Annotated in this window: 23 protein-coding genes; 14 read left to right on the top strand and 9 right to left on the bottom strand. The window is 60.8% G+C overall.

The features are described 5' to 3' along the window. Window position 1 precedes the first annotated feature (1 nt). The 12 genes from bamA to Q0P52_RS12185 all read left to right on the top strand — a co-directional run bounded on the left by bamA (window position 2) and on the right by Q0P52_RS12185 (window position 9876). A complete protein-coding gene (gene bamA, locus Q0P52_RS12240) occupies window positions 2-2290 on the top strand; it encodes an outer membrane protein assembly factor BamA (protein ID WP_293762740.1) in 2289 nt (762 codons plus the stop codon). A gap of 18 nt (window positions 2291-2308) precedes the next feature. Continuing rightward, a complete protein-coding gene (locus tag Q0P52_RS12235; protein WP_293762738.1) occupies window positions 2309-2797 on the top strand; it encodes an OmpH family outer membrane protein in 489 nt (162 codons plus the stop codon). Between the two features lie 53 nt (window positions 2798-2850). Next, window positions 2851-3903 (top strand): UDP-3-O-(3-hydroxymyristoyl)glucosamine N-acyltransferase, encoded by a 1053-nt coding sequence (lpxD, locus tag Q0P52_RS12230; RefSeq protein ID WP_293762736.1) that lies wholly within the window; start codon window positions 2851-2853, stop codon window positions 3901-3903. Then, window positions 3896-4348, top strand: a complete 453-nt coding sequence (gene fabZ / locus Q0P52_RS12225) for a 3-hydroxyacyl-ACP dehydratase FabZ (RefSeq protein WP_293762734.1) — start codon at window positions 3896-3898, stop codon at window positions 4346-4348. Before lpxD ends, fabZ begins: the two co-directional genes overlap by 8 nt. Window positions 4349-4351: 3 nt before the next feature. Beyond that, window positions 4352-5128, top strand: a complete 777-nt coding sequence (lpxA, locus tag Q0P52_RS12220; RefSeq protein WP_293762732.1) for an acyl-ACP--UDP-N-acetylglucosamine O-acyltransferase — start codon at window positions 4352-4354, stop codon at window positions 5126-5128. A gap of 2 nt (window positions 5129-5130) precedes the next feature. Continuing rightward, entirely contained in the window at window positions 5131-6303 is a 1173-nt protein-coding gene (lpxB, locus tag Q0P52_RS12215; protein WP_293762730.1) for a lipid-A-disaccharide synthase, read from the top strand. Then, window positions 6294-6884 carry a ribonuclease HII gene (gene rnhB, locus Q0P52_RS12210; protein ID WP_293762727.1) on the top strand — a complete coding sequence of 197 codons (591 nt, stop codon included), beginning with the start codon at window positions 6294-6296 and terminating at the stop codon, window positions 6882-6884. The genes lpxB and rnhB overlap by 10 nt, the downstream gene beginning before the upstream one ends. A gap of 5 nt (window positions 6885-6889) precedes the next feature. Continuing rightward, window positions 6890-7387 (top strand): DNA-deoxyinosine glycosylase, encoded by a 498-nt coding sequence (locus Q0P52_RS12205; RefSeq protein WP_293762724.1) that lies wholly within the window; start codon window positions 6890-6892, stop codon window positions 7385-7387. Between the two features lie 115 nt (window positions 7388-7502). Beyond that, window positions 7503-7718 (top strand): hypothetical protein, encoded by a 216-nt coding sequence (locus tag Q0P52_RS12200; protein ID WP_293762721.1) that lies wholly within the window; start codon window positions 7503-7505, stop codon window positions 7716-7718. 125 nt (window positions 7719-7843) lie between these two features. Next, complete coding sequence (gene mobB, locus Q0P52_RS12195) at window positions 7844-8353, top strand: molybdopterin-guanine dinucleotide biosynthesis protein B (protein ID WP_293762718.1); 510 nt, start codon at window positions 7844-7846, stop codon at window positions 8351-8353. Beyond that, window positions 8340-9527 (top strand): gephyrin-like molybdotransferase Glp, encoded by a 1188-nt coding sequence (gene glp, locus Q0P52_RS12190; protein WP_293762716.1) that lies wholly within the window; start codon window positions 8340-8342, stop codon window positions 9525-9527. Before mobB ends, glp begins: the two co-directional genes overlap by 14 nt. Window positions 9528-9531: 4 nt before the next feature. After that, a complete protein-coding gene (locus Q0P52_RS12185) occupies window positions 9532-9876 on the top strand; it encodes a 2Fe-2S iron-sulfur cluster-binding protein (protein WP_293762713.1) in 345 nt (114 codons plus the stop codon). A 73-nt stretch (window positions 9877-9949) separates the two neighbouring features. Here Q0P52_RS12185 and Q0P52_RS12180 read toward each other — a convergent pair whose 3' ends face one another. The 9 genes from Q0P52_RS12180 to Q0P52_RS12140 all read right to left on the bottom strand — a co-directional run bounded on the left by Q0P52_RS12180 (window position 9950) and on the right by Q0P52_RS12140 (window position 21731). After that, a complete protein-coding gene (locus Q0P52_RS12180) occupies window positions 9950-11569 on the bottom strand; it encodes a CHASE2 domain-containing protein (protein WP_293762711.1) in 1620 nt (539 codons plus the stop codon). 21 nt (window positions 11570-11590) lie between these two features. Beyond that, window positions 11591-13144, bottom strand: coding sequence for a FecR domain-containing protein (locus Q0P52_RS12175; protein WP_293762709.1), 1554 nt, complete (start codon window positions 13142-13144; stop codon window positions 11591-11593). Window positions 13145-13337: 193 nt separating this feature from the next. Continuing rightward, window positions 13338-14156, bottom strand: a complete 819-nt coding sequence (locus Q0P52_RS12170) for an ABC transporter permease (RefSeq protein WP_293762707.1) — start codon at window positions 14154-14156, stop codon at window positions 13338-13340. Between the two features lie 21 nt (window positions 14157-14177). Continuing rightward, on the bottom strand, window positions 14178-15446 hold the full coding sequence (locus Q0P52_RS12165; RefSeq protein WP_293762705.1) for an ABC transporter permease: 1269 nt from the start codon (window positions 15444-15446) through the stop codon (window positions 14178-14180). Window positions 15447-15517: 71 nt separating this feature from the next. Next, window positions 15518-16543 (bottom strand): ABC transporter substrate-binding protein, encoded by a 1026-nt coding sequence (locus Q0P52_RS12160; RefSeq protein WP_293762703.1) that lies wholly within the window; start codon window positions 16541-16543, stop codon window positions 15518-15520. A 45-nt stretch (window positions 16544-16588) separates the two neighbouring features. Next, window positions 16589-17695, bottom strand: a complete 1107-nt coding sequence (locus Q0P52_RS12155) for an ABC transporter ATP-binding protein (protein ID WP_293762700.1) — start codon at window positions 17693-17695, stop codon at window positions 16589-16591. A gap of 180 nt (window positions 17696-17875) precedes the next feature. Further along, window positions 17876-18505 (bottom strand): response regulator transcription factor, encoded by a 630-nt coding sequence (locus Q0P52_RS12150; RefSeq protein WP_293762697.1) that lies wholly within the window; start codon window positions 18503-18505, stop codon window positions 17876-17878. After that, a complete protein-coding gene (locus tag Q0P52_RS12145) occupies window positions 18502-20910 on the bottom strand; it encodes a sensor histidine kinase (protein ID WP_293762695.1) in 2409 nt (802 codons plus the stop codon). Before Q0P52_RS12145 ends, Q0P52_RS12150 begins: the two co-directional genes overlap by 4 nt. 173 nt (window positions 20911-21083) lie before the next feature. Further along, on the bottom strand, window positions 21084-21731 hold the full coding sequence (locus Q0P52_RS12140) for a GntR family transcriptional regulator (RefSeq protein ID WP_293762693.1): 648 nt from the start codon (window positions 21729-21731) through the stop codon (window positions 21084-21086). 227 nt (window positions 21732-21958) lie between these two features. On the opposite strand from Q0P52_RS12140, the gene Q0P52_RS12135 reads away from it, so the two are divergent. Together Q0P52_RS12135 and Q0P52_RS12130 are read left to right on the top strand one after the other, a co-directional pair. Further along, entirely contained in the window at window positions 21959-23296 is a 1338-nt protein-coding gene (locus Q0P52_RS12135; protein WP_293762691.1) for a glutamine synthetase family protein, read from the top strand. A gap of 109 nt (window positions 23297-23405) precedes the next feature. After that, entirely contained in the window at window positions 23406-24764 is a 1359-nt protein-coding gene (locus Q0P52_RS12130; protein WP_293762689.1) for an aspartate aminotransferase family protein, read from the top strand. The last annotated feature ends 40 nt before the right edge of the window (window positions 24765-24804 follow it).

The raw sequence follows: 24804 nt of genomic DNA, 5'->3' as shown, positions 1-24804 counted from the left end.
TATGAAATTGAAACTCGTTGCAGCCGCCGTGCTGGGCATGTTCTCGGCGTCGGTCGTTTGGGCTGCTGAACCTTTTGTCATCAAGGATATTCGCGTTGAAGGCCTGCAGCGTACCGAGCCCGGTACCGTCTTCAACTACCTGCCAGTCAAAGTGGGCGATACCTTCAGCGATGAGAAGGCCCGCGAATCCATCAAGAGCCTGTTCGCCACTGGCTTCTTCAATGATGTGCGCGTGGAGTCGCGCGAAGGCGTGGTGATCGTGGCTGTTGAAGAGCGCCCCGTCATAACCCAGCTCACCATCAACGGCGCCAAGGAATTCAGCAAGGATCAGCTGAAAAAGGCGCTGAAGGACAACGGGTTCGCCGAGTCGCTGATTTTCGACCAGGCCCTGCTTGACGGCGCATTGCAAGAGCTCAAGCGTCAGTACTACAGTCGCGGCAAGTACTCGGTAGACATCACTTCGCACGTTACCAAGCTGGAACGCAATCGCGTGGCCGTGACGCTGGATATCAACGAAGGTGTTACCGCGCAGATCAAGACCATCCAGATTGTCGGTGCCAAGGCCTTCACTCAGGATGACCTGCTTGACCAGATGTCCCTCACTACTGGCGGCTGGCTGACCTGGCTCACCAAGGACAACCAGTACTCCAAGCAGAAACTGACCGGCGATCTGGAGAAGCTGAAAGCCTTCTACCAGAATCAGGGCTATCTGGAGTTCAATATCGACTCCACGCAAGTGTCCATCAGCGCCGACAAGGAACAGATGTTCCTAACTATCAATATCAACGAAGGCAAGAAATTCACGGTCTCCGACATCAAGCTGGCCGGCGACCTGAAAGTGCCGGAGGCTGATCTGCGCAAGCTGATCACCCTCAAGCAAGGCGAGGTGTTCAACAACGAGAAAGTGACGGAAACCGTCAAAGCCCTGAGCGATCGTTTGGGCAATGAGGGGTATGCTTTCGCCAACGTCAACGCCTTGCCGGAAATCAACCGCGACAAGCAGCAAGTGGGTTTCACTTTCTTTGTCGATCCGGGCCGCAAGACCTACGTACGCCGCGTCAACATCGCCGGCAACACCAAGACCCGCGACGAAGTGATTCGCCGCGAACTGCGTCAGCTCGAGGGCTCGGTGTACGGCGCCGACAAAGTCAAGCGCAGCAAGGAGCGCATCGAACTGCTGGGCTACTTTGAAGACGTCAACGTAGAGACGCCGGCAGTGCCGGATGCGCCCGACCAGGTGGACATGAATATCTCCCTGAAAGAGCGCCCGACAGGCAGCATCTCCGCCGGTGTGGGCTTTGTGCAGGGCGAAGGCATCCAGCTGTCGGCCAGCATTTCTCAGTCCAACATCTTCGGTTCCGGCAAATACATGGCTTTGGGCATGTCCAACGGCAAGGTGAATAAGAACATCTCGCTGTCGTTTACGGATCCGTACTTCACGACCGACGGCGTCAGCCTGGGTTACGACCTTTATCATCGCGTTTACAATCCGGATGCCACGTCCACCTCGGCGTACAAAACCTCTACCGATGGCGCTGCTGTGCGTTTCGGCGTGCCGGTGACGGAATATGATCGCGTCAACTTCAGTCTTGGTGTTGAAAAGACGCATCTGACTACTTACAGCACCAGTCCGCAGCGCTACATTGACTACGTCAACGAGCACGGCAACAAGTACACCACGCTGCTGGGTACGGTTAGCTGGGGCCGGGATACGCGCGATAGCTCGCTGTGGCCGACGCGCGGCGCCCTGATCAAGGCTGGCGTCGATCTTGGCTTGCCGGGCGGCGATATCCAGTTCTATCGACTGACTCATCAGCAGCAGTGGTTCTTCCCGCTCTCCAAGACATACACCCTGATGCTGAATGGCGAAGTGGGTTACGCCAACGGCTACGGCAAAACTTCTACACTGCCGTTCTTCCAGAACTTCTACATTGGCGGTATCGGTTCTGTTCGCGGCTATGACACCAACAGTATTGGGCCGAAAGACACCAACGGCGACTACATGGGCGGTACCCGCAAGGTGGTAGCCAATGCGGAAATCCTCTTCCCCTTCCCGGGCATGAAGGACAACAAGTCGATTCGCACCAGCGTGTTCTTTGATGCCGGCTCCCTGTGGGACGACAAGGTGCAGGGCAGCTCGATCAGCGACGGCATGCGATATTCTGCCGGCTTGGCTGTAACCTGGCTGTCTCCGCTGGGGCCGATGAAGTTCAGTTACGCCTCTCCTTTGAAGAAGAAGGAAGGGGATAAAGAACAGCGCTTCCAATTCCAGCTGGGTACCGTTTTCTAAACCGGGCGAGGCCAAGTCATGAAGCAAGCATTCAAGTGGTTGATTGCCGGCGCAGCGCTGGTGGCGCTTCAAGCGTCAGCAGCCGATTTGAAGTTCGGTTTTGTCAATACCGAGCGGGTATATCGCGAAGCGGCGCCGGCCATCGCCATCCAGAAGAAGTTGGACAAAGAGTTTGCCGATCGCCGTACCGATCTTAAAAAAATGGAGACTCGGGCCAAGGAGCTGGAAGGCTTGCTGGCCAAGAACTCCATCTCTCTGGATGATCGCAAGCGCTATGAGCGAGAGTATGCCGCGCTGGATCGCGACTATCGCGCCAAAGCCCGCGAGCTGTCGGAGGACTTCAATCAGCGTCGCAACGAGGAGTTCGCTTCCGTACAGGAGCGCGCCAATCGTGTGCTCAAGCAGCTGGCTGAAAAAGAGCAATACGACCTGATCCTGCAAGACGCCGTCTACGTGAATCCCAAGTTCGATCTCACGGAGAAGGTGCTCAAGGCGATGGAAAAGTAACTGGCACTCACCATTGTTAGGGAGAAGCCGACCCCGGTCGGCTTTCATTTTTGATGGCTTACAAACTTTCCGACATCGTCGCCCGTCTGGGCGGCGAGCTGAAGGGCGCTGATGTTGAAGTGGGCCGCCTGGCACCGATGGGCGAGGCGAGCGCCGACGACATCACATTCCTGTCCAATCCGAAATTCCGCAAACAACTGGATAGTTGCGCTGCCGGCGCGGTGATCGTGTCGCCCAAGTTGGCCGAAGAGCTAGATCTGTCCGCGCGGTCGTGGATTCTGGCGGCAGATCCGTATCTTTACTTTGCTCAGGTGGCCACCTTGTTTCATCCTCCGGCCACCGCGCTAGGCGGCATCCATCCGTCCGCCGTAGTGGGCGAAGGCGCGCGCATTGCCGCAACGGCGGAAATTCGCGCTCATGTCACCCTTGGCGAGCGCGTGCGGGTGGGCGAGCGTTGCATCCTGCATCCTGGGGTGGTGGTAGGCGACGACACGGTCATTGGCGATGATGTGGTGCTGTACCCCAATGTCACCATTTATCAGGGCTGCCATATCGGCAACCGAGTAGGCATACACTCCGGCACCGTCATCGGCGCCGACGGTTTTGGTCTTGCCTGGGCCAAGGATCATTGGTTCAAGATTCCACAGACGGGACGCGTCATCATTGAAGATGATGTGGAGGTCGGTGCAAATACCACGATTGATCGCGGCGCTTTGTCCGATACGATCATCCGCAAGGGCGCCAAGATCGACAATCTGGTCCAGATCGCGCACAACGTGGAAATCGGCCAGCATACCGCCATCGCCGGTTGTGTCGGCATCGCCGGCAGCACCCGCATCGGCGCCAACTGCACCGTAGGCGGCGCGGCGATGTTCGTCGGCCATATCGAAGTGGCGGACCGCACCCATATCGGTGGCGGCACGCTGGTATCCAAAACCATCAAGGAGGCGGGTACTTACGCCTCTTCTTACCCATTGCAGCCGATGAAGGAATGGCTGGCTAACGCCGTTCACGTAAGACACCTGGATGATCTCGCCAAACGCATAAAACAACTCGAACGCGAGATCGCCGCCATGAAAAATGCAGAGGACAACTCCAATGACTGAACACGCCGTGAATATCGATGTACGCGAAATCATGCAGTATCTGCCGCATCGTTACCCCTTCCTGCTGGTGGACCGCGTCACGGAATTCGTGCCGGAAACCCGCATTCGCGCGCTGAAGAACGTCACCATCAACGAGCCTTTCTTCGTTGGCCACTTCGAGCAGTACCCGGTGATGCCGGGCGTGCTGATCATCGAAGCGCTGGCGCAGGCTGCCGGCATTCTGGCGATCAAGAGCCAGGGGCAGCGTGCCGAGAATGAACTGTACTTCTTCGTCGGCATCGACAATGCCCGTTTCAAGCGCCAGGTGGTGCCGGGAGATCAGCTGATTTTTGAAGTGGAAACCATCACCGTCAAGCGTGGCATCGGAAAATATCGCGCGCGCGCGCTGGTGGAGGGACAGGTGGCTTGCGAAGCCGAAATCATGTGTGCCAAACGCGAGGTGTAATCCATGGCGATTCATCCCAGCGCGATCGTCGATCCCAAGGCCAGCATCGCCTCTGATGTCGAAATCGGCGCGTACTCCATCATCGGTCCGGATGTCAGCATCGATAGCGGCACCTGGGTAGGGCCGCACGTGGTCATTGAAGGCCATACCAGCATTGGCAAGAACAACCGCATCTTCCAGTTCACCTCGCTGGGCGCGATCCCGCAGGACAAAAAATACGCCGGCGAGCCTACCCGGCTGGAGATCGGCGACAACAACACCATCCGCGAGTTTTGCACCTTCAACATCGGCACGGCGCAAGATGTGGGCGTGACCCGCTTGGGCAACAACAACTGGATCATGGCCTATGTGCATCTGGGTCATGATTGCCAGGTGGGCAGCAACACCATTTTCGCCAACAACGCCACGCTGGCCGGCCACGTGCATATTGGCGACTGGGTGATTCTGGGCGGTTTCACCAGCGTGCACCAATTCACCATCATCGGCGATCACGCCATGACCGCTTTCGCCAGCGCCGTGGCGCAGGATGTGCCGCCGTACGTGATGGCGCACGGCAATCGCGCCGTGCCGTCCGGCATCAATGCCGAAGGCTTGAAGCGCCGTGGCTTTACGCCGGAGCAGATCCGCAATATCCGCAACGTGTATAAGTCGCTGTACCGCCAAGGTTTGAGCTACGACGAGGCCAAGCAAGGCATTCTCGCCGAGGCGCAAAAGGGGCAGCCTGAGCTTGAACCTTTCGTGCGCTTTTTCAACTCATCCGAACGAGGCATCATTCGCTGATCATGTCGCAGCCATTATTCACGCGCACGGGGGCGCTGAAGGTGGCCATGGTAGCCGGCGAGGCTTCAGGCGATCTTTTGGCGGCGCATTTGATGGATGCGCTCAAGGCGCGACACGAGAATATCGAGTTCGCCGGCATTGGCGGTCCGCGCATGGAGGCGCGAGGCTTTCACGGCGTGGTGCCGCAAGAGAAGCTGGCGGTGCGCGGCTATGCGGAGGTGTTGCGGGTGTTGCCCGAGCTGCTGCGCATCCGTCGTCGCCTGCGCGACCAGCTCAAGGCGGAGCGGCCCGATGTGTTCATCGGCGTCGATGCTCCGGACTTCAATATGGCGCTGGAAGGCGCTTTGAAGGCCGCTGGCATTCCGGCCATCCATTATGTCAGCCCGTCGGTCTGGGCCTGGCGGCCTGAGCGGGTACAGCGTATCGGCAAACTGGTGAATCGCGTGCTGTGCCTGTTCCCGATGGAGCCGCCGCTGTATCAGCAGGCTGGCGTGCCGGTGAGTTATGTCGGCCATCCGCTGGCCAGCGAGATTCCGCTTGAGCCCGATATGCGCGCCATGCGTGAACAGCTTGGCCTGCCGCGCATCGGGCCGATCTTTACCTTGATGCCGGGCAGTCGCAAGAGCGAGCTGCATTACATGGGCCCGCTGTTCATCGAGGCGGCGAAGCGACTGCTCGCGCGCTATCCGGATGTCACCTTCCTGGTGCCTTTGGCGACGCGCGCCACCATGGATATTTTTGATCGCCTGCTGACCAAGCATCGCGCTTGGGAACTGCCCATCCGCAAGCTGTTTGGTCACGCGCAGATGGCGATGATAGCCAGCGACGCCGTGCTGGTAACCAGCGGCACCGCCACGCTGGAAGTGGCCTTGGCCAAGCGGCCGATGGTGATCAGCTACAAGCTGTCCACACTGACCTACTGGCTGGTGAAGCGCAAGATCCGTTTGCCGTACGTGGGTTTGCCGAACATCCTCTGCGGGCGCTTCGTCGTGCCCGAGCTGCTGCAAAATGATGCCACGCCGGACAAGCTGGCTGCGGAGATGGTGCGTCTGTACGAAGATACGGCCGCCAGGGCGGAGATGGTGCAAGCCTTCACTGACTTGCATCTGCAGCTGAAGCAGGATACCGCCGCGCTGGCGGCCAATGCGGTGCTGCTGGAGGCGAAATGTCGCTGATTGCCGGCGTGGACGAGGCCGGGCGCGGCCCGCTGGCGGGGGCGGTGTATGCTGCCGCCGTCATTCTCGACCCGGCCAAGCCCATCATGGGCCTGGCTGATTCCAAGGTGCTGACCGAGGCCCGCCGCGATGCATTGGCCGAGCGGATCAAGCAGGATGCGCTGGCGTGGTGCATTGCCGTTGCCAGTGTCGAAGAGATCGACAAGCTCAACATTCTGCATGCCACCATGCTGGCGATGTCCCGCGCGGTAGAAGGCTTGGCCACGCAGCCGGACGCCGTGCAAATCGACGGTAATCGCGTACCCAAACAATTGCGTTTGCCGGCGGAGGCCATCGTCAAGGGGGATGCCAAGGTACAGGCTATTTCTGCCGCCTCCATCTTGGCCAAGACCGCGCGCGATGCGGAATTGGTGCGACTGGATGCCGCGCATCCGCAGTACGGTTTCGCCCGCCACAAGGGCTATCCCACCCAGGAGCATCAGGCTGCCATAGCCCGATACGGCGTGCTGCCGGGCGTGCACCGGCAGAGCTTTGGCCCGGTCAAGCGGCAACTGGCATTGCAGCAAGGCCAGCTGTTCTGATTCATATGGATCAGAACAAACGCTGCTTTCCGCCGGTGGTCAGTCCGGCTACGCGGGTGCTGGTGCTGGGTTCGCTGCCAGGCGATGCCTCGCTCAAGGCGGCGCAGTATTATGCTCATCCACGTAATCACTTCTGGCCCATCATGGGCCGTCTGCTGGATTCCTCTCTGGTTGATCTAGGTTACGAGGCGAGGCTGTCCGTGCTCAAGACGGCAGGGGTCGGTCTGTGGGACGTGGTGGCGGAGGCCAGTCGCAAAGGCAGTCTGGATGCCGACTTGCGGGAGGTGTCAGGCAATGATTTGAGTCGCCTGATCGATAGCTTGCCTGGTTTGCGGGTGGTGGCTTTCAATGGGCAGACCGCTGCGCGCATCGGGCTGCGGCAGCTGGGCGAGGCTGCTGCCCGGCTGACCGTGCTCACGTTGCCATCTACTAGTCCGGCTCATACCTTGCCGCTGGAGGAAAAATGGCGGCAATGGTCGGTTTTGGCCGACTGGCTGGCCTGAAACTGCCGGTCTGTTGCCAAAAAGCTGTTTTCCGCGCCATGACAAACGCTTTGGCTTGAAGTTTTCCCGCACTTGCGCCGATAGTGTGAAAAGGAAACTTCCCAAGGGGCCCCGTATGAGTCGTTACTGCATCTGGTTTGTCACGCCGGACGATACGGTGATGCGCCGCGCCGAAGTGGCGATCAACGGCACGATACACAGCCATCAGGTGCTGGAAGAGATTGAGGCGCAGTTGGCCGAAGACTGCGGCCTGACCCAGGTGATGATTGTCGACTGGAAGCGCTTCGAGGCGCCTGAAGACCAGTCTGGCCACTACCCGCGTGCTGCCTGAACATTTCCCCGTTACAGCCATTCCCGCCATCCGCCTGGAGCGATCAGTCTAGTTCGGCTGGTCTAGCGTGCGTTGACGGGGCGCATGGTAAAATCGCCGCTGGCATTCTTGGCGGACTCAAGCCTATGTACGTTCTGGGAGTGGCTGGTTACTCCGGCTGCGGCAAAACCACGCTGATCGAAAAATTGCTGCCGCGCCTCCGTGCAGCCGGCCTCGACATAGCGGTCATCAAGCATACGCATCACGATGTGCAGTGGGATACTCCCGGCAAGGATAGCTGGCGTCACCGTGAGGCCGGCGCGGCGCAAGTGATGCTGGTGACGCCGCGGCGCAGGCTGTTGAGCGATGAGCTGCCGGGCGGCAACGATTTGCCGCTGATGAGTCATGTCGCCATGCTCCGGCCTTGTGACCTAGTGTTGGCCGAAGGCTTCAAACAGGCAACTGTGCCCAAGATCGAAGTCTACGACAGTCGGCTAGGCAAGCCGCGTCTGCACCCGGATGATCCGAATGTGCTGGCGCTGGTTTGCGATCAGGCCGCGCCAAGTTCTCTTCCTGTCTTTCTGCGGGACGATGCCGATGGCGTCGCCGCTTTCATTCTTAGCTTGCTGGAAAATTTCCCCCATGTTGACTGTTGATCAGGCGCAAGCCTTGCTGTCGCAGCGCGCCAAGCCGGTGTCCGGCGTGGAAAGCTTGCCTTTGTTGGAAACGCTGGGCCGGGTGTTGGCCGAAGATCTTGTATCCGGCATTGATGTACCGCCGCATGACAATAGCGCCATGGATGGCTATGCCTTGCGGCTTGCCGACGCAGGCGTGGCATTGCCGGTATCTCAGCGCATTCCGGCCGGCAGCGTGCCGCAAGCTCTGGCGGCGGGCTCCGTCGCGCGTATTTTCACCGGCGCGCCGATACCGCCGGGGGCCGATCTGGTGGTGATGCAAGAGCTGGCCGAGCCGGCTGCCGATGGCTCGGTATGGTTCAAGCCGCCGTTGCAGGCCGGGCAAAACATCCGCCGCGCCGGCGAAGACATCCGTCGCGGCGCGGTAGTGCTGCAGGCGGGGCGAAAATTGACCTCGGCGGATATCGGCCTGGCTGCGTCCATTGGCGTGGCTGAGCTGGTCGTGCGTCGTCCGCTGCGCGTGGCGGTGTTTTTTACCGGCGATGAGTTGGTGGAGCCGGGCGCGGTCCTTTCCGCAGGGCAGATCTACAACTCCAACCGGTACTGGCTGGTGCCCGAGTTGATGCGACTGGGTTGCGAAGTGACGGATTTTGGCATCATCCCCGACAGCTTCGGCGCGACGCGAGACGCGCTGGAGGAGGCCGCGGGCCTGGCGGACGTGATCATGACGTGCGGCGGAGTGTCTGTCGGCGAAGAGGATCACGTCAAGGCCGCGGTAGAGGCGGCGGGCGAGCTGGACTTGTGGAAAGTTGCCATCAAGCCCGGCAAGCCGCTGGCCAGCGGCAGCGTGGGCGAGGCAGTGTTTGTCGGCTTGCCGGGCAACCCCGTGTCTGGTTTTGTGACTTTCCACGTAATGGTCAAGCCCGCCCTGCAACGGGCTCAGGGCTTGATGGCCGTGGAGCAACCCCCGCAGCGCTATGTTGCAGACTTCGATTGGTCGCGTCCTGATGCCAAGCGGGAAGAATTTTTGCGGGTGCGCCGTGTGCTGCGCGACGGTGCCTGGCGCTTGGAACGGTTTGCGCATCAAGGTTCAGGCGTGTTGACTTCCTGCGCTTGGGCGGATGGTCTGGTAAGGTTGGCGCCAGGACAGGTGGTGCGCCCAGGCGACAGCCTGGCTTTCATTTTGCTGGAGTAGCAGTTTGCCGCTGATCCGTTTTGTCGACACGGGGGGCGCGCTGTTGGCCGAAGCCGACGCCGCGCCGGGCGATCTTCTGCTGGATGTGGCGCGATTGTGCGATGTGCCCCTGCACTGGCGCTGCGGGCAGGGGACCTGCGGTACGTGCAAGGTGAGGGTGACGCCCGTGGGCGAGGATGGCGAGGTGATGCTGAGCGGCAAAGAGCGCAATGTGATGCTGCGCGCAGGTTTGGTGAGCGCTGAGCAGGCGCGGCAAGCGGTATGGTCCGGGTTGGCGGGGCATTGGCGTCTGGCTTGTCATCTGACGGTGGGTGCTGATGACTGGCAGGTATTGTGTCCGCAAGACTGAATTTGCGCATGCGAAAATGCAAAGGGCAGCCGTCATGGCTGCCTTTTTGTTTGCCGCGCCAGTGCGTTTGGCCTCAGCTGGATGCCGGGCTGACCACGTTGCGGCCGGAGCGTTTGGCGATGTAGAGCGCGCCGTCGGCGTCTTCGTAAATGGATTGCGGCGTGTCCGTCTTGCGGGGTACGCGGGCGGCAACGCCCACGCTGCAAGTCACGCGATTAAGCGGGCTGCCTACATGTGGCAGGTCCAGCGCTTCCAGCTGATGCCGGAAGCGCTCGGCAGCCTCCATGGCACCCGGCATGTCCATGCCGGTGAGCAGTACGCCGAATTCTTCGCCGCCCAGGCGGGCCGGCAAGGCGGCTTTGCCCTGGAAACAGTCGCGCATCACGTTGGCCACCCGCTTGAGTACCGCATCGCCGGCATAGTGTCCGTACTGATCGTTGTACAGCTTGAAGTGGTCGATATCCATCAGTACCAGCGCCAATGGCTGCCCGCTGAGTCGGTGGCGCTCGATGGCGGGTTGGAACACTTCGTCAAAATGGCGTCGATTGGCCAGTTGGGTCAGGCCGTCGGTAGTGGCCAGGGTTTGTAGGCTGGCCTGCCGAGCCATGAAGCGCAGCATGCCGATGGCAAGCAGCACCAGCATGGCGGGCGTGGGTGGAAACCACAGCAAGCCGCTGGCCAACAGCGCAAAGCTGCCGATGCCGATGGCAATCGCGGCTGCGGGATAGTACAGCACCACGCTGCGGCGGTTGCCCCAGCGGGACAGCGCAAAGTCTGTCAGGGCGATCAGCAGCAATACCGCAAGGGCTACGCTCCAAGGGTTGCTGGGGCTGATCAGATTGTCGTCTTGCAAGCCGCGCAGCAGGAAAGCATTGACGAGCACACCCGACATGCCGCTGGCGTTGGCCGAAACGGGCGTGGCGTGTTGATCGCCCAAGCCGGCGGCGGTTGCTCCTATCAAGACGATGCGATCGCGGAAGGTCTCGGGTGTGGCAACAGTAAGGGCGTCGATGTAGGAGAGCCGCTGGAAGGGTTCTACACCGCTGCGGAAAGGCACCAGCACTTCGTCCTTGCGCACCCAACTGTCGCCGCCACTGTGGGCGGATTGCAGCGCCGGGGCGGGGAGGCGTCGGGCAACGTCCAGCACCGCTTTGGCGAAACTGGGGTAGTCCGGGCTGCCCAGGCCGGCTTGCAGATAGCTGCGGCGGATCACACCGTCGCTATCGCGCTCAAAATCGGTGTGTCCCAAGCGATTGGCTGCGTTGGCCAGTATGGGGATGGGCCGCGTCTCATCCAGGCCGTTGCCGGCGGTTTCGGGAAAGACCGGCACCACTACCTTGCCGTTGCGACGCATGGCGGCGGCAAGCGCTTCATCCGGACGCGGACTGCTGAGGGTGCTTTCCGATAGCGCGATGTCCATGCCAACCGCGCGCGCCAGCTGCAATTGGTCAATCAGGCGGGCGTGCAGCTCGCGCGGCCAGGGCCAGCGTCCCAGCTCGGCCAGGCTGCGATTGTCGACTTCGATGATGATGGGATCGTCGGCCTTCTGGCTGTAGCTCTGGTGGCTGACGATGGTGTCGTAGAACCAATTGTCGGGTCGCTGCAAAGCGCCGGTCAGCGACAGCAGAGCACCGATGACGCCGGCCAAAAGCGGCAGTAGAAAGGCGAGTCTTTGTTTCAGAGTGGCGGACATGTGTGCATTCTATGTCATTGCTCACTCAATGTTTACCGATTCTATCGACTCCGTGGCGTGATAACCGTCGCTGTTTTCCACCTGGATGCGTGCATAGAGCTGGCCATGCGGCAGTGTGGAGAGGTCCCAACTGGGCTGGTCCAGCGTCTGACTGTAGCGGACATCCTTCATTGCCGGGTCGCTCGCCAGTTGCAGGGTGTAGCGGGCTCCGGGCAACGGGTAGCGCCGACCAAGCAGCGTGGGCTTACTGTCGGCGATGCTGCTGAATAACGTTTTGGTCATGACGGACTGCGTATCCGAGAAGGGACCGGGCTTGCCGTCCGCATTCAGTCGCGCTACGCGCCAGAACCATTTGCCCTTTTCCGGCAATTCGATATCCGACTCGGCGGCATGGGCAGTAACAGGCGGCAGCATGCTGGAGAAGTCCGCGCTGCGCGATACTTGGATCAGTACGGTTTGCGATTCCGGGCCGCTGAGGCGAACCTTCAGCGTTTGTCCGCGTACCTCTGCGTCGGCGGCAGCCAGCAGTAATGGCGGTTGTGGGTAAGCCTGCAGAACGAAACGATGTTCGGCGTCCGCACCCTCTAGGCCGCTTTGGCTGCGCGCGCGGGCCTGTAGTGTGTATTCGCCATTGCCGGGCAGGCGCGGGAAGAAGGCAGGTTGGCGCACGGTGCGGTCGCTGATGAGCTTGCCGTCGGCGCCTGGGCCGTTGAGACGCAAATGCCATGCGGCGGCGTTGGCCGAAGTTTGCCATTGCAGTAGCGGCGGGTTGAACTGGCTGACGCGTGGCAGACTTTGCAAGTCTGGTGGCGGTGGCAGGGCCTCCGGCTTGCCTGGGCCACCGTTTTTGTCGGCGATGGTGCCGAAGCCGGCGGGCACATCCACCGACTGTTTGCGCTTCTTTTCATTGCTGACATTCACCTTGCCGCGCAGGACCTCGGTAGCGCTGGACTCGATGTTGTCTGCGGTAACGCGAAACTCGGTGCCGCGCACGGTGGTGACGGCGGAGGGCGTCTTGATGCGGTAGCGGTTGGGCATCAGGATGTTCGGGATGACCGAACTGCCGGCACCGCCTTTGTCAAGCAGGATTTCGGTGTTGGCCGAACCGGTGGTCGGGTAGTAAATCTGGGTTTGCAGCTGTGCCGACGAACTGGCACTCAGTGTGAGGGTGGAGCCATCTTCAAAGCGCAGTTTGAGCATGGAGTCGGCGCCGGTTTGGAACTGAACTCCCTTGCCGTAGCGTTGCTCCTTGCCTACCGGAAGCGGCTTGCCGGCTGCGTCCTTGGCGCTGACCTCGCCGGACATCTCTTCAATGCGCGCTGCGGAAGGCTGCTGCTTCACCCAAGGGTAAGGCACTTTGATCACGCTGCCGGGCGTCAGCCGATAGGGATCTCCAATATGGTTCAGCGCTTGCAGGCGCGGCACGTAGGCGGCGGATGATAGGTGCATGTCGGCGAACGACCACAGCGAGTCGCCTTTCTTGACTTGGTATTCCCAAGTGGCTGTGTTGGCGGGCGCGGCCGAGGCATTGCAGCTGACGATGGCTGCGAGGGCGCAGAATGGTAGGAATCGCATAGGTACGCAGCGGATAAGGGGCATGACTAACGCAAGTTATACGAATAGTAAACGGCTGGCGTGGGATTGCAACCTTAAGTGGTTGCTGAATTGATATTTGACAATCTCTTAATGGAAGGCGGCGGGCAAAAAAAGGGCCGGCAAAACCGGCCCGAGTACTGGTCCAAACAGAGAGTGGTTACAGCAAAATGGATCAAGCGGTGCGCATGCGCTCGCTGCGGCCACGCAGCCATTCCAGCGTCAACAGCAGCAGGATGGAGAAGCCGATCAGCAAGGTGGCCGCTGCGGCGATGGTAGGGCTCAGGTTTTCGCGGATACCGCTGAACATCTGGCGCGGCAGGGTGGCCTGTTCCGGGCCCGCAAGGAACAGGGTTACCACCACCTCGTCGAAGGAGGTGGCAAAGGCGAACAGTGCGCCGGAGATGACGCCGGGGGCGATCAGCGGCAGGGTGATGCGGAAGAACGTGGTCAGCGGGGACGCGCCCAGATTGGCTGCTGCCCGGGTCAGGTTGTGGTTGTAGCCTTGCAGCGTAGCGGTCACGGTGATGATGACAAAGGGTACGCCCAGCGCCGCATGCTCCAGAATCAGCGTGCTGTAACTGTTGTCCATGCCCATCGGCGCGAAAAACAGGTAGCTGGCCACGCCGACGATGACGACCGGTACCACCATGGGCGAGATCAGCAGGAACATCACCAGCGACTTGCCGCGGAATTCGCCGCGTGTCAGGCCGATGGAGGCCAGCGTGCCCAGCACCATGGACAGCACGGTGGCGGCGGGCGCCACGATCATGCTGTTCTGCATGGAGCGCATCCACTCTGGGGAGGTGAACAAGTCCTGGTACCAGCGCAGCGAGAAGCCGGTGAGCGGGTACACCAGGAAGGAGCCTTCGTTGAAAGACAGCGGAATGATCACCAGCACCGGCAGGATCAGGAACAGCAAGGTTAAGCCGCTCAGGATGCGCAGGGCGAAGTACCACACCTTTTCGATGGGCGACATGGTCGGGTTCAGCATGATCGTGTTCCTTTCTCGTTCTTAGCCCAGGCGCAGGCTCTTGGCGCCGACCAGCCAGTTGTAAACGATGTACAGCACCATGGTGGCGGTGAGCAGCAGCGCGCCCAGCGCGGTGGCCATGCCCCAGTTGATGGAGGTGTTGGTGTAGAAGGCCACGAAGTAGCTGACCATCTGGTCGTTGGGGCTGCCCAGTAGCGCCGGAGTAATGTAGTAGCCGATCGACAGGATGAACACCAGCAGGGCGCCGGCGCTGATGCCCGCCACAGTTTGCGGGAAGTACACTCGCCAGAAGCTGGCGAAGGGGTGGCTGCCCAGCGAGATGGCGGCTTTCATGTAGGTGGGCGAAATGCCTTTCATCACGCTGTAGATGGGCAGGATCATAAAGGGCAGCAGGATGTGCACCATGGAGATGTAAACCCCGGTGCGATTGAACACCAGCTGCAAGGGGTGATCGATCAGTCCCAGTGCTTGCAGGGTGCTATTGATCAGGCCGCCGGACTGCAGCAACACGATCCATGCCGCCACGCGCACCAGCACGGAGGTCCAGAACGGCAGCAGCACCAGAATCATCAGCAGGTTGCTGGTGCGAGTGGGCAGGTTCACCAGCAGGTAGGCCAGCGGGTAGGCCAGCAGCAGGCTGATGGCGGTGACAACCAGGCTCATCCAGAAAGTGCGGGTGAAGATGTCGAGATAAATGGCCTGGTCCGGCGAGGAGCGGCTGACTTCGCCCAGGTCGTCAATCCGGTGGTCCACGGCGGCTAGCAGGTAGAACGGGGTTTGCGTGGTGGTGTTGCGGCGGATGGCTTGCCAGTATGCCGGGTCGCCCCAGCGTTCATCCACTTGGGTCAGCGCGTCCTTGTAGGATTTGGGCGCAGGGTCCATCGGCAGCGCGCGGGCTGTTTTGTTGAGCAGGCTGCGATAGCCGGCCACTTCCATGTTGAGGCGCTTGCCAAGATCACCGAGCTTCTGGTTGTCCCGGGCTTGTTCGATGTCCTTGGCAAGGGCGGCGTAGGCGGTTTCCGGCGGCAGGGCGCGACCGCTCCACTGGCTGACGGCCTTGATGGTTTGCGGCATCGCTTCAACCACTTCGGGGTTGTTGACGCTCTTGAACAGCAGCGCGGCGATGGGGGCGACGAACACCAGCAACAGAAACAGCACCAGCGGCAGGATCAGCAGCTGGGATTTGAATTTGTTCATCCGCTCGGCGCGCGCCAGCTTCTGTTTCAGGGAACGGCCGGCCTCCGGCAGGATGGCTGCCATGTCGGTGGATGGTGCAGAGGAAGCGGTCATTCTTCCGGCTCCGGTAGTGAAGGGGTGGGAAAAGCCCCGCGCCAGGCGCGGGGCAATGCTGCGCTTAGGACTTACTTGGCGGCCCAGGCGTTGAAGCGCTGTTCCAGGCTTTCGCCGAAGTCGGCCCAGAAGGCCACATCAACGGCCACGCCGTTCTTGATGTTTTGCGGCGCGGTCGGCAGGTTTTCGGCTACCTTCTTGTCCAGCATGCCAACGGCTTTCTTGTTGGTCGGGCCGTAAGCGATTTCCTGCGAGTACACCTTCTGGTTTTCAGGCTTGCTGGCGAAGGCGATGAACTTCAGCGCGGCGTCCTTGTTCGGGGAACCCTTCGGGATGGCCCACGAATCGAAGTCGTACATGCCGCCGTTCCAGACGATCTTCAGGTTCTTGCCTTCTTTCTGGGTGTTGGCGATACGGCCGTTGTAGGCCGAGCTCATCACCACGTCGCCGGATACCAGATACTGCGGCGGTTGCGCGCCGGCTTCCCACCACTGGATGTTCGGTTTCAGCTGATCCAGTTTCTTGAAGGCACGGTCCACGCCGGCCGGGGTGGCCAGCACCTTGTACACATCCTTCGGCGCAACGCCGTCGGCCATCAGGGCCACTTCCAGGGTGTACTTGGCGCCCTTGCGCATGCCGCGCTTGCCCGGGAATTTCTTCACATCCCAGAAATCTTTCCAGCTGGTCGGGCCAACCTTGAGCTTGTCGGCGTTGTAGGCCAGTACGGTGGACCAGACGAAGATGCCTACGCCGCAGGTTTGGGCGGCGCCGGGCACGAAGTCGGCCTTGTTGCCGATCTTGCTGTAGTCCAGCTTCTCGAACATGCCTTCATCGCAGCCGCGGGCCAGTTCCGGGGATTCCACTTCCAGCACGTCCCAGGACACGCTCTTGGTATCGACCATGGCTTTCACCTTGGCCATTTCGCCGTTGTATTCACCGCCGACAACCTTCACGCCGGTGGCTTTGGTGAACGGGGCATAGTAAGCCTTTTCCTGGGCAGCCTTGTTGGCCCCGCCAAAGGAAATGACAGTCAGGTCGCCTGCTTGCGCGGCCTGTATACAACATGCTGCGACTACTGCCAGAGACAGAGCTTTCATAGAGATCTCCATTGATATTTCTCCTATTGTTTTGGGGCTACACGCTTACTCGGCCACGGTGACAGGATCGAGTGCTCTTACGTGTTCTACATGCCAGCCCAAGGGCACCACGTCGCCGACCGACAGCTTGGGGTCCAGCGTGGAGATGGGCTGTTTCACGATGAATCCGGGGTTGCCGCAAGCCTCGAGGCGAATGCGGACGTGATCGCCCAGATAAATGAATTCGCGGATGCGGCCGGAGAAGCGGTTGTGCTCCGGCATGCCGCCCAGCTGGATGCGCTCCGGGCGGATGGACAGGGAAACCGGCTGGCCGGGGGCGGCGTCGTGGATGGCGACGGCTTCTACTACTTCGCCGTTTTCCAGGCCTACGGAGCAGCGATCGCCTTCGCGGCTGATCATGCGGCCATGCAGGCGGTTGTTTTCGCCGATGAAGTTGGCCACAAAGGTGTTGCGCGGGTGTTCATACAGTGCTTGCGGGCTGTCGATTTGCTGGATTTCGCCCTGGTGGAACACGGCCACGCGGTCCGACATGGTGAGCGCTTCGCTCTGGTCGTGGGTGACGTACACCACGGTAACGCCCAGGCGTTCGTGCAGGTGCTTGATTTCCATCTGCATGTGTTCGCGCAGTTGCTTGTCCAGCGCGCCCAGCGGCTCATCCATCAGCACCAGTTGGGGTTCGAACACCAGTGCGCGAGCCAGCGCCACGCGCTGTTGCTGGCCGCCGGACATCTGGCCTGGATAGCGGTTGGCGAACTTGTCCAGTTGCACCATGGACAACGCGCGCTTCACGCGCTCGGTGACATCGGTTTTGTCCATGCCGCGCACTTTGAGCGGGAAGGCCAGGTTTTCCGCCACGGTCATGTGCGGAAACAGTGCGTAGTTCTGGAACACCATGCCGATGTCCCGCTTGTGCGGCGGCACGCGATTCAGCGAACGCTCGCCCAACAGGATTTCACCGGAGGTGGGGGTTTCAAAGCCGGCCAGCATCATCAGGCTGGTGGTCTTGCCGGAGCCGGACGGCCCGAGCAGGGTGAGGAATTCGCCTTTGCGGATGTCCAGATTGAGATCTTTCACAATCAGGGATTCGCCGTCATAGCTCTTCTGTACATTTTTGAAGCGAACCAGGATATCGCTTGCGACCGTGCCTGCCATGACCACTCCTGTAACTTGATTAAGTTGATGGAGTGATTGTAGAAACCGTCATCAGATTGGAATATCGGCGTGCTACGGATTTTCGCCTAAGCGATTCCGATAGTGTGGTGTAGGGAAATCCCTACAGGGATGAGGGATGGCGGAAGGGTTGGCCGAAGCGGGCTGCTCCGGCCGGGCGGCTCAGATCAGCTTATGGTCGATGGCGTAACGCACCATGTCGGCTACCGAGTGTGCCTGCAGCTTCTGCATCAACCTCACTTTGTGCGTGCTGACGGTCTTGGCGCTGATATTGAGCTGTTGGGCAATGTCGTTGATATTGGCGCCGTGCACCAGCCGCTCGAATACCTGGTATTCGCGCTCGGAGAGCTGGTCGTGCGGCGGGCGGGAGTCGGTGAGCCCCACTTCAAACACCATGCGGTCCGCCAGTTGGGGGTCGATGTAGCGGCCGCCGCCAGCCACTTTGCGGATGGCGGTCAGCAGCAGCGCCGGGTCGCTGTCCTTGGTGGAGTAGCCGGCGGCGCCGGCTTTGAGCGCGCGGGCGGCGATCTGCACTTCATCGTGCATGGACAGCATCAGAATGGCCGGTGGATTGTCCAGCGCGCGGATGCGCGGAATACTTTCCAGCCCGTTGACCCCGGGCATGGAAATGTCGAGCAGCAGAACGTCGCAGGGCGACTGCCGCAGCGTGTCCAGCAGCTGCGCGCCATTGGTGGCTTCGCCGCTTACGGAGATGTCCGGCGCCATGCTCAGCAGTTGCTTGATGCCCTCGCGGACAATCTTGTGGTCTTCGGCAATTGTTACGCGGATCACGCGGTTTCCTTTGCGGTGGCGTCGGATTCGTCCGCCATCAGGCGGATGGTGACGGTGGTGCCCTGGTCGGGCTGGCTGTCGATGAGCAGTTCGCCGCCCAGCAGCAAGACGCGTTCACGCATGCCCACCAGGCCGAAAGAGCGCTGCTGGCGGTGGGCGTCCGGATCGAAGCCCTTGCCGTCGTCGGCGATGCTGAGCGTGATGATGCCGTTCTGCTGGGTCAGCGCCACGCTGACCGTACTGGCTTCGGCATGTCGCATCACGTTGGTCAGGGCTTCTTGCAGGATGCGGAATACGCCAATGGCGCGGGCGTCGGAAAGCGGGAGCGGGCTGTCTGGCACGGAAATCAGGCAGGGAATGCCGGTGCGCTTTTCAAAACGCCGCGCTTGCCACTCGATGGCAGAGCCGATGCCGGCGTCCAGCACGGGCGGGCGTAGCGCAGTGGCAATGTCGCGCACCAGCTGGAACGTTTGCTCGATCAGTTTTTTCATGGCGCTCAGGCGTTCGGACAGGCCTGCGTCCTGATGGGCGTAGCCCAGTTCGCACATGGTGGTTTCCAGTCGCAGCGCGGTGAGTACCTGTCCCAGTTCGTCATGCACCTCGCGAGCAATGCGGGCCTTTTCTTCTTCGCGCACGGATTCCAGGTGCGCGGACAGGCTGCGCAGCAGGGCGCGCGATTCGGCCAGCATGATTTCGTTCTGCTTGTTGCGGGTAATGTCCCAGACAATGCCGTCCCAGACGGTATGGCCGTCGTCAAAGCAGCGCACGGTGGCCTTCACGTCCACCCACAGTGGTTGGCCGCCGGCGTCGCGAATGCGCCCTTGCCACTGGAAATCGCGTTGCTCGTCTTCGGCCAACTGCCAGTTTTGCAGGAAACCAGAGAGGTCTTCCGGCGCGATGATGGTTTGCCAGCCACCGCTCAGGCTCAGCATGTCCAGCGGCGTCATCCCCAGCATGCTCTGGCTGGCGTCGCTGACAAAGGCGAGTCGCGCCTGATGACCGGGCCCTGCTTTCTCCATGCGGAACACCACGCCCGGCACATTGGAAGCCATGCCCTTGAAGCGGGCTTCACTCTCTTCCAGTTTTTCACGCGCCTGCTGCCGTTCCGTGATGTCGCTGAGGTAGACCACCAGGTATTCGGTCAGGCCGAACTTCAAAAAGCTGAGCGTGGCCTCCACCGGCAGGAGCTGGCCGTCGGCTTTCAGGCAGTGCGTTTCGAAGCGACTGACCGGCTGACGACTGCGCAGCTGGTTCCACAGTTCCAGCCAGCGTTCCGGGGTGAGGTTGGGTTCCAGGGTGTTGATGGGCAGGTTCAGCAAACGCTCCGCCGAGTAGTCCAGCATGGTTTCTGCCGCCTGATTGGCGTAGCGGATGCGACTGTCCCAGCTCACCCACAAGATGCCCACCGTGCTGTTGTCGATGGAGAACTGGGTCAGTCGCAGGGACTCTTCCGCGCGGTCGCGCGCTTCCAGTTCCTGGCGAGTGCTCAGCAGGCGGCGTTCAGTCCAGCGTCGTTGGCGTCGCTGGCGCAGCCAGAGTACGGCAAGGCCGGCGGCCAGCAAGGTCAGCAGCAGGGTGATGCGATGCCAGAACAGCAGCGAATCAATCAGGCGGGGATAGCTGGGCAGCATCCAGCGGGCGTACAACTGCTCCAGCCGGTCGCCGGCGATGGATTGCAGTTGCCTGTCCAGCAGCGGGGGCAGTTCCGGCCAGTCCTTGCGCACGGCGATGCGAAGCAGGTGGGTGTAACCCAGGTCGCCGACTACCGCGAGGCGGGAGAACTCCGGCTCTTTCAGCAGCGTAGCCAGTTGCGCTTCGTCGATGATGGCGTACTCGGCATATTGGGTATTGACCATCTGCAAGGCATCGCGCTCGCTGGGGACCGGCAGGCGCTGCAGTTCCGGGTAGTTGCGCGCCACAAACTTCACCGCGTCGCTGTTGCCAACCATGGCCAGTCGCTCGGATAGCGAGATGCGATCCAGGTCCACGGCGTTGCCCCCGCCGTCCGGGAAGCCGACAATTTTGTGCGGCACGCGCAGATAGGGTTGGGAGAACAGCCAGTCGCGCAGGGTGTTGGGCGTTTGCAGCATGCCGGGCGAGACATCCACCTCGCCATTGCGCACGGCGCGGTCAAGCTCGGTCTGGGTGTTGTAGGCGCGCCATTGCAATGTAAGGCCCATTTGGCCGGCCAGCAGACTCATGACTTCCACGTCGGCGCCTTCCAGCAGGCGACTGCGCGGGTTGAACTGAGCGTAGGGGGCTTGAAGCACCACCCCGACACGCCAAGCTCGGTGTTCTTGCAGCCAGTTGTTGGCGGCGAGGGTGGGTGAGGCGAGGAGCAGCAGCGCAGCCAGAAGCCCGGCCAGGAGCCGGAGCAGTGAGGTAAACCGGTAGGGCTGCTGCATGATGACAACCTGTACAAAGGCCGCCGCGCGGCCTGGCGAGACTGAAACGCTGCCCGGCGCGGCCTGGCTGGATTCCAGTGCGACGTGGCCGGCAGTCTAAATGAATGTCATGACTTTACCTCGCAGGCGGCGTTTCGGAAACTTCGGCGCCGCCAGGGGGAAAAGTGGGTAATTCAGTTGCAGAGCGTCTTCAGGTACTGGCCGGCGACGAAGAGGTCGCGCTCGATGGCACGGCGCACTGCAACGGGGTCGTTGCGCTCCAGTGCTTTCATCAAATCGTCGTGGGCATCGTTCATGCTGGACCAGACATAGGGGTCGCCATGCAGCTGATTGGAGATGGGGCCGACGTGCAGCCAGACGTTCTCAATCAGCGACAGCAGCAGCGGCGAACCGGAAGCGCGATACAGCGTGACGTGAAACACTTCATTGGCGTCCAGGTAGCCTTTCACATCGTGGGTGGCGATGGAGGCCGCCATCTTTGTGTGGAGGTCGATCAGCAGCTGACGGTCATTGGCGCTGAGGTTGCGCGCGCCTTTTTCCGCCGCTTCGCCTTCCAGCAGCATGCGGGTTTGCAGGATGTCGTCAAACTGGGCGCGCGACAGCTGCGGGACGGTGACGCCGCAGTTGGGGATGTTGATCAGCGCTTTTTCCGCCACCAGTCTTTGCAGTGCGGTGCGCACGGGCATTTCGCCCACGCTCATGTCCTGAGCCAGCTGTTTGATCTTGAGTCGCTCGCCAGGCAGCCACCGGCCCAGCGAGAGCCATTGGCGCAGGGTTTCGTAGGTTTCGTCCTGAAGCGTGGATGAGGCGGGTGTTTTCATGGGTGGTGAGCAGTGGCGGTTTTTGTTTGCCGAAAGCATACCATAGCCCACCTTTGCTGTGATGTGGTTTTGCGACTGCTGTATTTGATCAAATATTGACTATGATCAATCTCGCATCTATGATCAAAACCATAACGCCGAAGCAATGAATTTGACGCTTTGTTCATTTTTATCTGAGGAGTGTTATGTGCTGGCGTTTAAATTTATGATCATAAGTGGAGAAAATAATGCGAGAGCAGCTGGAAAGCTTCATACGAGAACACCGTATCCATGAAGTGGAATGCGTCATCCCCGACATGACGGGGGTGGCGCGCGGCAAGATCGTGCCCAAGGACTTGTTCCTCAATGAAAGCAGCATGAAGATGTCCAAGGCGGTGCTGACCATCACCGTCAATGGCGAATTCGCCGATTTCGAGCGCTTCGTCGGCCCCAACGATCCCGATATGGTGTGTGTGCCGGACCCATCCACCATCCGCATGGTGCCCTGGGCAATGGAGCCGGTGGCGGTGGTGATTCACGATTGCGAAGATTTTGACGGCGAGCCGGTCAGCCTGTCCCCCCGTGCGGTGCTGCGCCGTGTATTGAAATTGTACGAAGCGCGCGGCTGGCGCCCGGTGGTGGCCCCTGAGATGGAGTTTTACCTCATCCGCCAGAACGACAACCCACATGAGCCGCTGCGACCGCCCTCTGGCCGGGCAGGTCGTTCTGAAGTGGGACGGCAGTCTTTCTCCATTGACGCCGTCAACGATTTCGATCCTTTTTTTCAGGAACTCTCCACCTTTTGCCAGCAAGCCAAACTCAATGTGGAAACGCTGATCCACGAAGTGGGCGCTTGCCAGATGGAGATAAATTTCAGTCATGGCGACGCGCTGTCGCTGGCTGATCAAGTGTTTCTTTTCAAGCGCGCTGTGCGTGAAACCGCTTACCGCCACGGCATATTCGCCACCTTCATGGCCAAGCCGATGGAGAACGAGCCCGGCAGCGCCATGCACATTCATCAAAGCATTGTCGATGCCCGCACCGGCGACAATATTTTCTCCCTCGCCGACGGTGAAGCCAGCCCGCTTTTTTTCCATCACATCGGCGGCATGCAAAAGTACCTGCCGCGCGTGATGCCCATGCTGGCCCCTTATGTGAATTCCTATCGCCGGCTGAGCCGGCATACAGCGGCGCCCATCAATGTGCGCTGGGGTTACGACAACCGCACCTGCGGCATTCGCGTGCCGCCTTCCGGTCCTTCGGCCCGTCGCGTGGAAAACCGCGTGCCCGGCGTGGATGTGAACCCCTATCTCGCCATGGCGGCAACGCTGGCATGCGGCTATCTGGGCATGGTAGAACAGCTGTCCGCCAGCGAAGCCATGACCGGCAGCGCCTACAACCTGGATTACGAGTTGCCCCGCAGTCTGGAAGACGCGGTAGCGCTGATGCAGGAATGCCGCGAGCTAGCGGAAATATTGGGCGACGATTTCGTCCAGGCGTTTTGCGCGGTGAAGGAAAAAGAGTTTGAAACCTTCAATCGCGGCATTACCGCCTGGGAGCGCGAACACCTGCAGTTGCATGTTTGAGCGTCGCGCCCGGCGTCCCGCAGATTTCCCGAGCCCGCATGCTGCGGGGGGATGCTGTTGGCAGCGGCCGAAGCAATCAATCCATTTTGGCAAAGATCAAGGAGACACCATGACGACTCGCCATGGCATCAACTGGGACAAGGCCCAGCAACTGCATCAACGCGAACGCGAACTGTTTGTCGGCTGCCGTCCGCTGTCGCGCGACTATTCGGCCCAGGCGTCGGAACACCTGTTATTTGGTGTGCCGCTGCACTGGATGGACGACTGGTCCACGCCTTTCACCCTGTACGTGAAGTCGGCACGCGGTGCGCGCTTTGAGGACGTGGACGGCAATCGCTACGTGGATTTCTGTCTTGGGGATACCGGCGCCATGTTCGGCCACTCGCCCGAACCGGTGGCCCGCGCGGTGGCGGAGCAGGCGGCGCGCGGCATTACCGCCATGCTGCCGTCCGAGGACGCGGTATGGGTATCGCGCGAACTGGCGCGTCGTTTCGGTCTGCCTTACTGGCAGTTCGCCATGACCGCCACCGACGCCAACCGTTTCGCCTTGCGTTGGGCGCGTGCCGCCACTCGTCGCAAAGTACTGCTGGTGTTCAATGGCTGCTATCACGGCACCATAGACGATGTGTTTGTCGATCTGGTGGATGGCCAGCCGGTGCAGCGCGCCAGTTTGCTGGGCCAGGTGTACGACCTGAAGCAATTCACCCGCGTGGTGGAGTTCAACGATCTGGCCGCGCTGGAAGCGGCGCTGAAAACGGAAGACGTAGCCTGCCTGCTGGCCGAGCCGGCGCTGACCAATATCGGCATGGTGTTGCCCGAACCAGGCTTCTGGAAGGCGGCGCAGGCCCTGTGCAAGCGTTACGGCACCTTGTTGATCATGGATGAAACCCACACCATCAGCACCGGCATGGGCGGCTATACCCGCACCCACGGCTTGCAGCCCGACATGCTGGTGGTGGGCAAGCCGGTGGGTGGCGGCGTGCCGTGCGCGGTGTATGGTTTTTCTGCGGAGATGGCTGAGCGGGCGCAGCAGGCCAAGCGCGAAGCGGTGCCGGGTCATAGCGGCATCGGCACCACGCTCACCGCCAACATGCTGGCGATGGCCGCGATGCGCGCCAATCTGGCCGAGGTGATGACCGAGGAGGCTTACCAGTACATGTTTGGTTTGGCGGAGAGCTTGGCCGAAGGGCTGCGCGGCGTCATCGCCCGTCACGGCCTGCCGTGGTGCGTCACCCAGGTGGGCGCGCGCACGGAATTCCAGTTCACGCCGGCACCGCCGAAAAACGGCAGCGAAGCGGATGCGATTCTGGATAGCGATATGGAGCACATTATTCACTTGTTCCTGCTTAATCGCGGACTGCTGATCACACCGTTCCACAACATGATTCTAGTGTGCCCCGACACGAAGCAAGCGGATGTGGATCAGCTGGTGTCTGCGTTCGATGAGTTTGTGCGCGAAGTGATCTGAGCGGACGCTGCCTGCCCGGCAAACAAAAAGACCCGGCAAA

Origin of the sequence: uncultured Aquitalea sp. (assembly GCF_945957525.1) — a bacterium.
GTDB lineage: Bacteria > Pseudomonadota > Gammaproteobacteria > Burkholderiales > Chromobacteriaceae > Aquitalea.
The sequence above is the reverse complement of the archived record's forward strand: the minus strand, read 5'-3'. Positions and strand labels throughout refer to the sequence as shown.

Bases quoted from the DNA above. Each gene is read 5' to 3' on its own strand.
- bamA (WP_293762740.1), top strand. From the start codon at position 2: ATGAAATTGAAACTCGTTGCAGCCGCCGTGCTGGGCATGTTCTCGGCG.
- Q0P52_RS12235 (WP_293762738.1), top strand. From the start codon at position 2,309: ATGAAGCAAGCATTCAAGTGGTTGATTGCCGGCGCAGCGCTGGTGGCG.
- lpxD (WP_293762736.1), top strand. From the start codon at position 2,851: ATGGCTTACAAACTTTCCGACATCGTCGCCCGTCTGGGCGGCGAGCTG.
- fabZ (WP_293762734.1), top strand. From the start codon at position 3,896: ATGACTGAACACGCCGTGAATATCGATGTACGCGAAATCATGCAGTAT.
- lpxA (WP_293762732.1), top strand. From the start codon at position 4,352: ATGGCGATTCATCCCAGCGCGATCGTCGATCCCAAGGCCAGCATCGCC.
- lpxB (WP_293762730.1), top strand. From the start codon at position 5,131: ATGTCGCAGCCATTATTCACGCGCACGGGGGCGCTGAAGGTGGCCATG.
- rnhB (WP_293762727.1), top strand. From the start codon at position 6,294: ATGTCGCTGATTGCCGGCGTGGACGAGGCCGGGCGCGGCCCGCTGGCG.
- Q0P52_RS12205 (WP_293762724.1), top strand. From the start codon at position 6,890: ATGGATCAGAACAAACGCTGCTTTCCGCCGGTGGTCAGTCCGGCTACG.
- Q0P52_RS12200 (WP_293762721.1), top strand. From the start codon at position 7,503: ATGAGTCGTTACTGCATCTGGTTTGTCACGCCGGACGATACGGTGATG.
- mobB (WP_293762718.1), top strand. From the start codon at position 7,844: ATGTACGTTCTGGGAGTGGCTGGTTACTCCGGCTGCGGCAAAACCACG.
- glp (WP_293762716.1), top strand. From the start codon at position 8,340: ATGTTGACTGTTGATCAGGCGCAAGCCTTGCTGTCGCAGCGCGCCAAG.
- Q0P52_RS12180 (WP_293762711.1), bottom strand. From the start codon at position 11,569: ATGTCCGCCACTCTGAAACAAAGACTCGCCTTTCTACTGCCGCTTTTG.
- Q0P52_RS12175 (WP_293762709.1), bottom strand. From the start codon at position 13,144: ATGCGATTCCTACCATTCTGCGCCCTCGCAGCCATCGTCAGCTGCAAT.
- Q0P52_RS12170 (WP_293762707.1), bottom strand. From the start codon at position 14,156: ATGCTGAACCCGACCATGTCGCCCATCGAAAAGGTGTGGTACTTCGCC.
- Q0P52_RS12165 (WP_293762705.1), bottom strand. From the start codon at position 15,446: ATGACCGCTTCCTCTGCACCATCCACCGACATGGCAGCCATCCTGCCG.
- Q0P52_RS12160 (WP_293762703.1), bottom strand. From the start codon at position 16,543: ATGAAAGCTCTGTCTCTGGCAGTAGTCGCAGCATGTTGTATACAGGCC.
- Q0P52_RS12155 (WP_293762700.1), bottom strand. From the start codon at position 17,695: ATGGCAGGCACGGTCGCAAGCGATATCCTGGTTCGCTTCAAAAATGTA.
- Q0P52_RS12145 (WP_293762695.1), bottom strand. From the start codon at position 20,910: ATGCAGCAGCCCTACCGGTTTACCTCACTGCTCCGGCTCCTGGCCGGG.
- Q0P52_RS12140 (WP_293762693.1), bottom strand. From the start codon at position 21,731: ATGAAAACACCCGCCTCATCCACGCTTCAGGACGAAACCTACGAAACC.
- Q0P52_RS12135 (WP_293762691.1), top strand. From the start codon at position 21,959: ATGCGAGAGCAGCTGGAAAGCTTCATACGAGAACACCGTATCCATGAA.
- Q0P52_RS12130 (WP_293762689.1), top strand. From the start codon at position 23,406: ATGACGACTCGCCATGGCATCAACTGGGACAAGGCCCAGCAACTGCAT.